The sequence below is a fragment of the Paenalicyclobacillus macrosporangiidus genome, assembly GCF_900116805.1.
Classification (GTDB): domain Bacteria; phylum Bacillota; class Bacilli; order Alicyclobacillales; family Alicyclobacillaceae; genus Alicyclobacillus_H; species Alicyclobacillus_H macrosporangiidus.
Map to the genome: position 1 here is coordinate 108,283 of NZ_FPBV01000007.1, position 12,749 is coordinate 121,031.

Annotated in this window: 9 protein-coding genes; all 9 read left to right on the plus strand. The window is 66.7% G+C overall.

Annotated features, from left to right (window positions below; genetic code table 11):
- Positions 1-26: 26 nt before the first annotated feature.
- Entirely contained in the window at positions 27-1,289 is a 1,263-nt protein-coding gene (locus BM357_RS08170; protein ID WP_175511483.1) for a YheC/YheD family endospore coat-associated protein, read from the plus strand.
- Between the two features lie 27 nt (positions 1,290-1,316).
- Positions 1,317-2,780, plus strand: a complete 1,464-nt coding sequence (locus BM357_RS08175) for a putative amidoligase domain-containing protein (protein WP_074951463.1) — start codon at positions 1,317-1,319, stop codon at positions 2,778-2,780.
- 56 nt (positions 2,781-2,836) lie between these two features.
- On the plus strand, positions 2,837-4,114 hold the full coding sequence (locus tag BM357_RS08180) for a YheC/YheD family endospore coat-associated protein (RefSeq protein WP_139234624.1): 1,278 nt from the start codon (positions 2,837-2,839) through the stop codon (positions 4,112-4,114).
- Positions 4,115-4,226: 112 nt separating this feature from the next.
- Positions 4,227-5,720, plus strand: coding sequence for a tRNA (N6-isopentenyl adenosine(37)-C2)-methylthiotransferase MiaB (gene miaB, locus BM357_RS08185; RefSeq protein WP_074951465.1), 1,494 nt, complete (start codon positions 4,227-4,229; stop codon positions 5,718-5,720).
- Positions 5,717-6,142 carry a YlbF/YmcA family competence regulator gene (locus BM357_RS08190; protein ID WP_074951468.1) on the plus strand — a complete coding sequence of 142 codons (426 nt, stop codon included), beginning with the start codon at positions 5,717-5,719 and terminating at the stop codon, positions 6,140-6,142. Before miaB ends, BM357_RS08190 begins: the two co-directional genes overlap by 4 nt.
- A gap of 126 nt (positions 6,143-6,268) precedes the next feature.
- Complete coding sequence (gene mutS / locus BM357_RS08195; RefSeq protein WP_074951471.1) at positions 6,269-8,953, plus strand: DNA mismatch repair protein MutS; 2,685 nt, start codon at positions 6,269-6,271, stop codon at positions 8,951-8,953.
- Positions 8,935-10,920, plus strand: a complete 1,986-nt coding sequence (gene mutL / locus BM357_RS08200) for a DNA mismatch repair endonuclease MutL (RefSeq protein WP_245783898.1) — start codon at positions 8,935-8,937, stop codon at positions 10,918-10,920. The genes mutS and mutL overlap by 19 nt, the downstream gene beginning before the upstream one ends.
- Positions 10,913-11,737 (plus strand): class I SAM-dependent methyltransferase, encoded by an 825-nt coding sequence (locus BM357_RS08205; protein WP_083430303.1) that lies wholly within the window; start codon positions 10,913-10,915, stop codon positions 11,735-11,737. The genes mutL and BM357_RS08205 overlap by 8 nt, the downstream gene beginning before the upstream one ends.
- 3 nt (positions 11,738-11,740) lie before the next feature.
- Positions 11,741-12,721 carry a tRNA (adenosine(37)-N6)-dimethylallyltransferase MiaA gene (gene miaA, locus BM357_RS08210; RefSeq protein WP_139234625.1) on the plus strand — a complete coding sequence of 327 codons (981 nt, stop codon included), beginning with the start codon at positions 11,741-11,743 and terminating at the stop codon, positions 12,719-12,721.
- Positions 12,722-12,749 lie beyond the last annotated feature (28 nt).

Below are 12,749 nucleotides of genomic sequence, written 5' to 3' on the forward strand. Positions count from 1 at the left end.
CCCTCAGCCCCGGTCAGCATGCGTCTGTGACCTGCGGCCTTCGGCGCACGGACGCCGCCGTCTGGCTCGATCCCGGTGTTCCCCCGGACCGCCTGTGGGTGAGCAGCGGGGTATCGCAATCTGTGTTCCTGGGATTACCGGTCGACGCGGTCCGCGCCCGGCTGGAGGACGGAACGGTACGCGTCGGGCCGACCATCGGGATCCTGTGCAACCCGGTCTGGAACGAAAGACGGAAGACCCTGCGGTGGACCAAGCAACTTCCGGTTCTGGAGAAACTCGTGCAGGCAGGGCAGAAGTTAGGTGCCTTGGTCTATATCTTCGGCATCCAAGACGTCGACTTTGGCCGCGGCACCGTCCGCGCCTTTGTCTTCCAGGACGGTTCGTGGCGTCCGGACCGGATGCCGCTGCCGGACGCGATCTACGATCAGGTGGTTTCGCGGAAATTGGAACGCAGCAAGAAATACCAGGACCGGCGGATGCAGCTGAGCCGGATGTACGCCAACCGCATTTTCAACGACGGGTTTTTCGACAAGTGGAACGTGCATGAATGGCTCTGGAATGACCGACAGACGCGAGCGCTCGTGCCCTACTCCGAAAAGTACTCGAATTCCCGGCAAGCCGCCGCCTTCCTGAAGCGCTATCCCGTGACCTTTATCAAACCGGTTCACGGCAGTCTCGGGCTTGGCATCGTCCGGGTGACGCGGGAGGCAGACGGGACCTTCCGATACGAAGTTCGGCAGAAGTCTGGCCGGACGCAGAACAAGGTGGGCACCGCGGAGGCGGTGGTCGGCGCGATTCACCGGAGGCTGCAACAAACCCCGCACGTGCTGCAGGAGGGTGTTCCGGTGGCGCGGTTCCGCGGGCGGCCCTTCGACGTTCGCATCGTCCTGCAACGGGACGGGAGCGGAGAGTGGAAGCGCACGAAGATGTTCGTGCGGGTCGCGAAGGCGGGGGAGTTCACGGCCAATCTGGCCAGCGGCGGAGAGGCGATGCCGCTCGACACCGTCCTGCGCGAAGCATTCGCATCGGAGGAGCGCCGTCACCGCGTCCGCGGACAGGTCCGCCGTGCGTCGGGGTGGGTTGCCAGCGTGATCGAGAGCCAGTGCGGGAAGCCGCTGGGTGAGCTGGGGGTGGATCTGGCGATTGATGAGTCGGGCAAGGTGTGGGTGCTCGAGGTGAACTCGAAGCCGTGGAAGGCGTCCTCCACCGACAAAGGGCGGCAGGACCTCGTGGACCTGTCGTTCACCCGTCCGATAGAGTACGCCATTCGATTGGCACAGCAGCGCTAGACTGCCGGCAGGAAAGGAGAGGTGGCCATGGCCTGCTATCTGCTGCACGCCGGGCAGTCGTCTGCGCAGCGACTGCTGCGCCGCGTCGGGCGACTGCGCGAGTACAGGTCGGTATCCGCATTGAGGCCGGAGGACACGGTCATCCGCTGGGGGGACTCAGCCGAGTCGGATGCCCCCGAGGCCCGGGTGCTCAACCCGCAGAACGCGGTGGCGCGCACGCGATCCCGCTCCGCGATGGTCCGCTTTCTCAGGCGGGTCGGGGTGCGGGTGTACAGCCGGGACAGGAACGGGGACACGCCGTCTCTCCTGCGCCAATACCGGATTCCGATCTTTGACCTGACCCCGTTGGCATGCTTTCGCTCGGACCGCGCCCCCGTGTGGCTGAACCAACGCCTGCGGAACGTTCAGGCGTCCTTTCGCGAGGTGCCGTTCGATGAGGAGAAGCTGACGGCGCGCGTGTTGCAATTGGCGTGCCGAGCGCTGCATGCCGTCGGGTTGGATCACGGGATGGTGAGCATCGGCATGGCCCCGCAGGGCGTCTTGTACGTGCTCGACGTCACCCCGAGCCCGGTGTTGATGGGAAGGATGCTCGAACTGTTCAGCCACGCGATTGACCAATACATCGACCGCGAGGAAGGTGCGGGCCGGTCGACAGAGGCTCCGGTACGGATTGGGACGGACGTCGAGCTCATGCTCCGCAACGCGGCCGGCCGGATGGTGCTTGCCAGCAAATTCCTTTCGCGCAAAGGGAGAGTGGGGTGCGATGACCGGAGTGTGCAGTTCGACGGCCAACGGCTCCCCCTGATGGAGTTGCGGCCAGAGCCCGATGCGGACCCGCTCAGGCTGGTCGCGAACCTGCACGCCGTCATGGAGGAGGCCAGTGACCGCATCTCGCGGCCCGGCATTCAATGGCTGGCCGGCAGCATGCCGTTCCGGCCGTATTGCACGGGTGGGCACATCCATTTCTCGAACGTGCCGTATTCCAGCCACTTCGTGCGCGTCCTCGACAACTACCTGGGCCTGCCCCTGATGATGGTCGAAGACCCGAAGACAGGCCGGCTGAGGCGGACGCGGTACGGGTTTCTAGGGGACGTTCGACAAAAGGATCACGGGGGCTTCGAATACCGCACGCCGGCGAGCTTCGTCGTGAGCCCGGAGATAACGGCGGCGGCATTCTGCATCGCCTACCTGGTGGCGCAACATCACCGGGATCTCCCGGTGTTCGACCTGTACGAAGAAAACATTCAGCTGGCGTTCTACCAAGCGCGCAAGGACGTCCTGCTGCCCATTGTGAAGCGCAACCACGCGATTTTGCAGGAGTTGCCCGAGTACCCGCGATACCGGGAGTACATCGAGCCGCTGTTCGAACTCATTTGGGCCGGCCAAACCTGGGATGAGTCCGTGGACGTGCGCACCGTGTGGGGGATCCCGGTTCGGCGCCGGAAAGCCGTCCCGCGGACGGCCGTGCGGCGGTCGGCAGCGCATGCCTGACCGCGGATGCCTGCATCGGCGCCAGCGGCGGCGATGAGACAGGAGGTTGACGACGCGTGAGGACACCAGTGAACGGAGAGTTGATCTGGGTGCAGTCCGGCGGCCGTATCACCATGTTCCTGTACATGTCTGCCGCCGCCGGCATCCCGCGTGCTGCGGGCAGCCGGGCGCGTGTCTCGAACGTGGTGGTGCCGGTGATCCATGCGGTCCCCAAACGCGGCGTCGTGTACCGTCACCCCACCCGGGTGAGCGTCCATCACGGGGAAATCTCCGCGGGACCTGTCTTTGCCGTCCTGGCAGCCGGAGACGGCGCCTCTTTCAAGGGGAACCGAGGGGACTTTCGCGCCATCGCGGCAACCGGCCGTTCCCGCCGCGCGTTCGTCTACGTCTTGCCCGTCGACCGCGTCCGGACAGGGGACTGGTGGGAAGGATACGTTCGCCTGGGGCCGGGCCGGTGGGTGGCGATCCCGTGCCCTCGGCCGGAGGCGGTGTACAACCGAATCCCCAATCGCATGTTGGAGCGGCATCCCGTCTCCGTGCACGCGAAACATGCGTTGGAGGAACTGGACATCCCGGCGTTCAACCCAGGGTACTTCGACAAATCGGTCATCTACCAGATCATCCACCAGGCGGGATTGAATCGTTATCTGCCCGAGTCCGCCACGGACCTTGGGGCGTCGGCACTGCACCGGCTGTTGAGCCGTCACGAAGGGGTGTATCTGAAGCCGACCGGCGGCAGCATCGGTCACGGCATCATGCGCATTGACCGTCAGGGCCGCGGGTTTCGGCTGGCCGTGTTGAAACACCGCCGGTGCCACGTCTACTGGGCCGACAGCTGGAAACCCCTGTGGCGCCTCGTCTGCCGGCACCGCCTCCCGGGCCGCTACGTCATCCAGGCGGCCGTTCCCCTCATTCGGTACCAGGGGCGTCCCTGCGATTTTCGTGTGTTGCTGCAAAAGCGGGATGGCGGGTGGACGGTGGTCGGCAAAGGGGTGCGGGTGGCCGGGAGCAACACCATCACCACGCACGTGCCCAACGGCGGCCGCATCGCCAGCGCGTCGGACGTGTTGACGAGTGTGTTCGGAGAGAAGGGGGAGCGCGTGAACCAAGGGGTGGACGACATGGCCATCGCCTGTGCCGAAGCCATCGACGCACATTACGGGCAGCGGCTCGGAGAGATGTCCATGGACATCGGGGTGGACGCGGGCGGCAGTCCCTGGTTCTTCGAAGCCAATTCGAAGCCGATGAAGTTCGACGAGCCGGACATCTGGACCCAATCACTCGCCGGCATTCTCGACCACCTGCAGACGCTGGCGCGGCGCACCGCCCGGTGAACGAGCCGGGCGCCGGGACAAGCCCTCCCTTTCCGCGTGGCGGAGCGTGAGTATGATATCATGAACGGTAGGCAAGTGCCCCCACGTGGGACGAATTGGCGAGGTGGAAGTCGTGGAGAACTTGATTCATAAATTGCGGCAAGGCCGCCTTCAACCGGGTGCCGGGATCACCTTTGGCACCCACCGCCCGAATCCGGTGGAGCGCATCCGGTGGGATGCGGCAGCGCTGACCGAAGGCTGCCAGGTGGGCCGCAAACCGTCCGGAGAACCGTACCGGTTCGTCATCAAGACCTACGGCTGTCAAATGAACGAACACGACACCGAGATGATGGCCGGGCTGTTGAGTGCGATGGGCTACGAGCCGGCGGGCGCCGACGAAGACGCGGATCTCATCCTGTTCAACACCTGCGCCGTGCGGGAGAACGCGGAGGACAAGGTGTTCGGGGAGATCGGCCGGATTCGGCCCCTGAAGTACCGGAATCCGGAGCTCTTGATTGGCCTGTGCGGCTGCATGGCGCAGGAGCAAGGCGTGCAAAAGATGGTGCTGGAGAAGTTCCCTTGGGTGGACCTCGTCTTCGGCACGCACAACATTCACCGGCTTCCGCAGCTCGTGACCCGGGCGCGCCACAGCCAGGACACGGTGCTCGAGGTGTGGGACAAAGCGGCCGTCACCGTCGAGGACATCCCGAAGCTGCGGCAGGACCGCGTGCGGGCGTGGATCAACGTGCAGTACGGCTGCAACAAATTCTGCACCTATTGCATCGTCCCGTACACCCGCGGGGCGGAACGAAGCCGCCTGCCGCAGGACATCGTCGGCGAGGTGCGGGAGTTGGCCGCCGGCGGGGTGCGCGAAGTGACTCTGCTCGGGCAAAACGTCAATGACTACGGCGTGGACCTCGGGGATGTGACCTTCGCGGGGCTTCTCCGCCAGGTCAACGAAGTCCCGGGATTGGCGAGGATCCGGTTCACCACGTCCAATCCGTGGAATTTCACGGACGAACTGATTCGGGCGATCGCCGAATGCGACAAGGTGGTGGAACACATCCACCTGCCGGTCCAATCGGGGAACAACCAGGTTTTGAAACGGATGAACCGTAGCCACAGCCGCGAGTTTTACCTCGCATTGGTGGACAAGATCCGCGCCGCCATCCCTGGTGTGACGCTGACGACCGACATCATTGTCGGCTTCCCCGGGGAGACCGAGGCCCAGTTCGAAGACACGCTGCGCCTGGTGGAGGAAGTCCAGTTCGACAACGCGTTCACGTTCATCTACTCGCCGCGCGAACACACGCCTGCGGCGAGCTGGCCGGACGATGTCAGCGAGGCGGAGAAAAAGGAGCGGCTGCAGCGTTTGAATGAGCTCCAAGCGGCCATCAGCCTGCGAAAGAATCGCGCACTCGCCGGCCAGACGGTCGAGGTGTTGGTGGAAGGCCGCAGCAAGACCAACGCCGACGTGCTGGCCGGCCGGACGCGCACCAACAAACTGGTGTTGTTCCCGGGGCCCGCGTCGTTGATCGGCCAATTGGTGAACGTGCGCATTGAGCAACCGCAGTCTTGGACGCTCCGCGGCCAGTTGGTGGACGTGCCGCAGGGGGCGTTGGCATGAGCCGGGATGCCCTGCTGCGCAAAGCGGACGAGATCGCGCGGATGATCGGCTGCTCGGACGCTGCCGCACGGTTCTGGCAGGCGCGTGCGAAGATGGAGAACAACCGCCGGGCCCAGCAACTGTTTGAAACCTTGAAGTTGAAGACCAACAACAGCCTGGGGCTGCAGGCGGTGTTTCCGGCCGATCATCCCCGCGTCCGCGAGTTGGATGCGGAGATTGCCAAGCTGGAGCATGAGTTGTACGAGATCCCGGTCGCCATGCAGTACAAAGAGGCGCAGGCGGAGCTCAACGAGCTGATGCAAGGGGTCGTGCAACTGCTGCTCAACCGGCTGTCGGATCGGGTCCCGGTGGAACGCGGTCCACGCTTGGGTTGCGGCCAGGGACCGAACGGAACCGGGTGCACCTGCGGGGAACGCGATTGAGGGAGCGAGGGCCACAGAGGGTGCGGTCCGCGGCGCGGCGTGCTGCCGGTGGCGGCTGACCCCGCTGTGGCCCGTTCGCATGAGGTTGCTGCGGACCGCCAGATCCGACGACGGGAGGGTACGGACGTGTCGTTGACACCCATGATGAAGCAGTATTTGGAAACAAAGGCCCAGCACCCGGACGCGCTCCTGATGTTCCGGCTGGGCGACTTCTACGAGCTGTTCATGGACGACGCCGTCACCGCCGCCCGGGCGCTCGACATTACCTTGACCGGGCGGGACGCCGGGAGCTATGGGCGAGTCCCGATGTGCGGGGTGCCGTACCACGCCGCCGAACAGTACATCGCCCGGTTGATTGACCAAGGGTATTCTGTCGCCATCTGCGAGCAGATGGAGGATCCCAAACTGGCGAAAGGGCTGGTTCGGCGTGAGGTGGTGCGGGTGGTCACGCCGGGAACCCACGTGCAGGAGGGGGAGGCCGGTCCCCGGTACCTGGCGTCTGCCGTGTACCGGGGCGGGCGATGGGGGACCGGCGTGATCGACATCTCAACGGGGGAGGTGTGGTGCGCCGAATACGCGGATGAAGGGCCGCTCGCGGATCTCTTCGAACAGTGGCGGCCCAGCGAGGTCCTGGTGTACGAGCCGGCGAAGGAGGATGCCGCGTACGCGTGGTTGCGGGCGTGGACGGAAGCCCGTCAGGTCCGCATGACCGTGCGGCCCGAGCCTCGCCAGCCGGATGCCCAGCAACACCAGGCCGTCTGCGAGCAGTACGGGGTGCCGAACCTGGTTCCGCTCGATCTCGATGGACGTCCCGTGGCCGCCGAGGCCCTCGGGTTCGGGCTGACGTACGTGCGCGAGACGCAGCGCCAGCTGGTGGCCCACCTGCGCCCTCCGCGGATGCTGGAGCGGGAGGCGTTCCTCGTCGTGGATCAGACCGCGCGGCGCAACCTGGAACTCGTGGAGACACAGCGCACGCGCCAGCGGCGCGGATCTCTCCTGGGGCTGTTGGACGTGACATGTACAGCCATGGGCGCCCGGCTGTTGCGGCGTTGGGTCGAACGCCCGCTGGTCGATGTGGCGCGCATTGGGGAACGATTGGACGCCGTGGGCGCCCTGACAGGGGACGCCTTGCTTCGGGCCCAGGCCAGGGAGTACCTGAAGCGGGTGTTCGACCTGGAACGGTTGGTCGGCAAAGTGGCGCTCGGCAGCGCAACCCCCCGTGACCTGCTGGCGTTGGCGCGCTCCCTGTCGGTGCTGCCGGACCTGTGCCGGTTGTTCACCGACAGCCCGAGCGTCCTCTTGCGAGCCAGCGCGGCCGGTATCCCCGATCTGACCGAGTTGGCGGACCGGATCCAACGGGCCCTGGAGGACCAGCCGCCGGCGACCGCCCGCGACGGGGGCTTCATCCGCGCTGGGTTCGATCCGGAGCTCGACGCATTGCGCCAGATCAGCCGGGACGCCAAGGGATGGCTGGCGGAGTTCGAACAGAGGGAGCGCGAGCGGACCGGCATCCGGTCGCTCAAGGTGGGATACAACAAAGTCTTCGGGTACTACATCGAGGTCTCGAAGGCCAACGTCCACCTGGTCCCCGACACCTACGAGCGCCGTCAGACCTTGACGGGCGCCGAGCGTTACACGCTCCCCGAGCTCAAGGAGCGGGAGGAGCAGATCCTGACGGCGGCCGAGCGGGCCGTGGCCCGGGAACTGGCGCTCTTCGAAGCGCTCTGCCAAGCCGTGCTGGATCGCCTGCAGGACGTGCAGCGGGCGGCCGAGCAGGTGGCGGTCTTGGACGCCCTGTCGGCGCTCGCCACGGTCTCGGCAGAGCACGGGTATGTCCGGCCGGAGGTGGTGGAGGAGCGAGGCATCTACATCCGCCAAGGGCGGCATCCGGTGGTCGAGGCGGCACATCCCGGCCGCTTTGTGCCCAATGACGCCGAACTGGGAGAAGGGCGCGACCTGCTGCTCATCACGGGCCCGAACATGGCCGGCAAGAGCACCTACATGCGGCAGGTGGCGCTGATTGTGCTGCTCGCCCACATCGGCTGTTTCGTCCCGGCGGCGGAGGCGCGCATCGGCCTGGTGGATCGCATCTTCACCCGGATTGGGGCGTCCGATGATCTCGGCGCCGGCCAGAGCACGTTCATGGTCGAAATGGTCGAGCTGGCACAGATCCTGCGCCAGGCCAGCGACCGGAGCTTGGTGCTGTTGGACGAAATCGGGCGAGGCACGAGTACATACGATGGGATGAGCATCGCGGAGGCGGTGATGGAGGCGCTGCAGCAGCCCGGCAGGCGGCCGCTCACGCTGTTCGCGACGCATTACCACGAGTTGACCGCCAAAGTGGACCGCCTGCCGGCGGCCGCCAACTGCTCGGTGGCGGTCCAGGAGACGGCCGAAGGCATCGTGTTCCTGCACACCGTGGTGAACCGGCCGGCGGACAAGAGCTACGGGATTCAGGTGGCCCGTTTGGCGGGGATTCCGCCGGAGGTGATTGCCCGGGCCGAACAGTTGCTGGCCATCCGTGAGGCCGCGGCCTCGGATGCCGGCGGCGGCCGGGAGACCGCCGCCACCGTGGCGCCGCGGGAGGTTCCGGGCGAATATGAGGCTGCTGTCGTGGCGGAACCGAAGGGGCCGCCGAAGGATGGGCCGGTTCCCTTGCCCCTGCCGCTGGCCGGCCCGTTGGTGGACGAGCTGTTGTCGCGTCTGGCCAAGGTCGACGTGCTCCGGCTCACCCCGTTGGAAGCGATGCAGGTGCTGCACGAGTTGGCCGAACAGGCACGGGAGGTGGCGGCGTGGGGCGGATCCAGGTGATGTCCGAGGCGCTCGCCAACCAGATCGCCGCCGGCGAGGTGGTGGAGCGTCCGGCTTCGTGCGTCAAGGAATTGGTGGAGAACAGCCTCGATGCCGAGGCGCGGCACATCGGCGTGACGTTGGAGGACGGCGGCATCACACGAATTCAGGTGCAGGATGACGGGGTGGGCATGGATGCGGACGATCTCCTGCTCGCCACGGCCCGCCACGCGACCAGCAAGATCCGCCAGCCGCGGGACCTGACGCGCATTCAGACCCTGGGATTCCGCGGCGAGGCGCTGGCGTCCATCGCGGCGGTCGCCCGGGTGCGCATGGCCTCCCGGCCGCACGCGTCGGAACTGGGGATGCAGGTGGAGGTGGCGGCGAGCCAACTGGTGTCCGGCCCTCGCCCGGTCGGGATGCCGCCCGGCACAGTCGTCGATGTGCGCGACCTGTTCTACAACACCCCCGCTCGCCTCAAATACCTGCGGACGGTGCAGACCGAGCAGGCGCGCTGCCTGGAGGTCCTGCAGCGGGCCGCCTTGGCGCGGCCGGACGTGGCCTTCCGGTGCGAGACGGGCGGACGCGTCCTCTGGCAGACTTCGGGCGACGGCAATCCCCTCTCCGTGATGGCGGCGCTGTTCGGCGCGGGGGAAGCGAAGCAGTTGTTGCACGCCACCCGACGAACGGCGGACTACGCCGTGGAGGCGTGGATCGGGCGGCCCACGCAGGCGCGATCCACGCGCGCCCACGGGCATCTGTTCGTCAACCGGCGGCCCATTCGCAATCTCGCCATTCACCAGGCGGTCGCGTCCGCCTTCGGGCAGCGGTTGATGACCGGCCGGCATCCCGTGTATGTACTGTATCTGGAGATGGATCCGGCGCTGGTCGACGTCAACGTGCACCCGCACAAAGCCGAGGTGCGGTTCAGTGAGGAACGGGACCTGGCCGCATTGGTGCAACGGGTGGTGCGCCAGGCCTTGGACGAGGCGTTTCTCGTCCCTTCCATCCGGATGGCCCCGCGCACGGAAATCCAGTCGGCGGCGGTGCCGCTGCCGCTGGAGCGGTCGGATGCCCGGCCCTCTGGATCGGCCACCCACCCCGAATCCTGGCCGTCATCGCCGTCACCGCCATCATCGGGGCCGATTCACCGGGCCCAGGCTTCGGGTCCAGCCGCGGACGGGCTGACGCCGGGCGTGGTGCGCGAGCGACCGGTGGTGCGGCCGGAGCCGCGCGGGGAAGCCATCCCGGTGGCACGCTGGCAGGCGATGTTGGCGGGGGGTCCCGTGGACGGGGCGAACGGCCCGGATCCCGGGGGGCCGCAGTCAGAGGACGCGGGCGATCCCGAAGCGGCGGTGACCCCTGGGGAGGACGCGCTCGCGGACGCGGATCCGGAGAAATCCCGTTTGGCCAAATTGCGCCCCATCGGCCAGGCGCTCGGCACGTACATCCTCGCCGAGGACGGCGAGAACCTGTACATCATTGACCAGCACGCGGCGCACGAGCGGGTGCTCTACGAGCGTTTCCGCGACCGGATGCGGGCGGCTCGGGTCGGGCGCCTCCCCCTGTTGGCCCCAATTCCGGTGCATCTTGCCCCGGCGGAAGCGGATCGAATTCGCCATCAACTGGCGGAATTGCAGGAAGCCGGTCTGGAGGTGGAAGAGTTCGGGGGCAGCGACGTGTTGGTCCGAACGGTGCCCGATATCTGGGACGGGCTCGACGCGCCGCGCCTGGCGGCGGAGGTCGTGCGTTCGCTGGCAGAGGACGGAGCGCAGGCCGATGCCCGGGAGGCGCTGCGGGAGCGGATCGTCCTGCGCGCGTGCAAGGCGGCCGTCAAGGCCCACGACCGCCTGTCGGACGAGGAGATGGCGGCGCTGTGCCAGGCGCTCGCCGGGTTGGAGGACCCGTTTCACTGCCCGCACGGCCGCCCGGTGATGCTCCGGTTGACGCAGCACGAATTGGAAAAGGAGTTTCGGCGCATTGTCTGATTCGGATCTCTTCCCGACGATGGACTCGGTCTCTCTGGTATGCGTGACGCCGTGGAACGCTTCCCCAGCGGCGGTTGCGCGAGCCGAGGCCCTGGCCGAATGGTTCGCTTGCCCGCGTGTGCCGCGCAGACGCCGCAGTCTGGCGCGCATCTTCGCAGACGAGGGCGTGGACGGCGTGCTCGTCGCCGAAGACCCGCCCCGTCTGTACCATCGGACGCGCCCTGACGCTCCCTATTTCTTTCATCCGGGGGTCGCCCGTCCTCGTCTGTCCGCGTTGACGCACGGGGTACCCGACCGGCTGTTGCGGGTGGCCGGCATCCGGCCCGGAGACGTGATCATCGATGCCACCCTGGGGACGGGCGCCGACTCCCTGGTGTTGGCCGCAGGCGCCGGTCCTGCCGGACGGGTGGTGGCCATCGAATCCTCCTTTGTCCTCGCCAGACTCTTCACGTGGGCGCAGCACGAGCGGGGCCACGGGTATCCCGGGATGGACCGGCTGCTCGAGCGGATCGACGTCCGGTGGGGCCACCACGCTGACCTGCTCGCGCGCATGCCCGCGAACAGCGTGGATGTGGTGTACTTCGATCCGATGTTTCGCCGCCCCATCGTGGATGAGGACGGAAACATCGAACATGCCCGCCCGTGGACCGATCCGCGCCCAATCTCGGACGAGGCGTGGCACGCGGCACAGCGGGTGGCCCGCCGCTGCGTTGTGCTGAAGGAACGGCCGCAATCGGACCAGTTTGCGCGCTTCGGCCTGACGCCCGACAAACCCCGGGCCAAGATTGCGTACGGGGTATGGAAGAAGGGGGGCTGATTGGTGTCCGGATCGACATCTCGAATGGGGCGGCCGGTGCTCTGCATCGTGGGGCCGACCGCGACCGGCAAGAGTGAGTTGGGCGTCCTGGTGGCGAAAGCGGTCGGGGGCGAGGTGCTGTCCGCGGATTCCATGCAGGTGTACCGCGGGATGGACATCGGCACCGCCAAATTGACGCCAGAGGAGATGCAGGGCGTACCGCATCATCTCATCGACCTGGTGGATCCCGACCAACGGTTTACGGTCGCGGACTGGAAGGAGCGGGCCGACGCCATCATCGCCCGGTTGCACGAAGCCGGCAAGTTGCCGGTGGTCGTCGGCGGCACCGGCCTGTACATCCGGGCCATCACGGAAGACCTGGATTTCGCGCGCCAGGAAGGATCGGACGAAATTCGGGCCCGTTGGCGTCAGTTCGCCGCCCAACGGGGCAACGAAGCGCTGTACGAGACGCTGCGGCGGCTCGACCCGGAGACGGCCGCGCGGTTGCACCCGAACGACGTGCGCAGGGTGATCCGTGCGTTGGAGGTGTGGGAGCTCAACCGAGAGCGGCTGTCTGAACGGTACGACTGGCGGATCCAGGGGGGCCGTTACCATACCGTGCTCTTCGGCTTGTCGATGGCGCGGGAATTGCTGTATCATCGCGTCAACCAACGGGTCGACCAGATGATGGCGTCGGGGCTATTGGACGAGGTCCGAAGGCTGTTCGCCCGGGGATACCGCCGGGATCTCCCGTCCATGCAGGCCATCGGTTACAAAGAGTTGGCCGCGCACCTGGCGGGGGAACTGTCGCTGGAGGACGCCGTGGCGCAGGTGAAGCAGAACACGCGCCGCTTTGTCAAACGCCAGTTGTCGTGGTTTCGGCGCGATCCGCGCATCACGTGGATTGATCGCGCGGCGGGCCCTTGGCCGGACGCAGCCTTGCACGCGGTTTTGCCGTCCGCCTTCGCCCTGAAGGCAGGAATTCAAGTCCGAGGCCGAGAATAAAGATCCATACGATGGATGACGCGAGGGC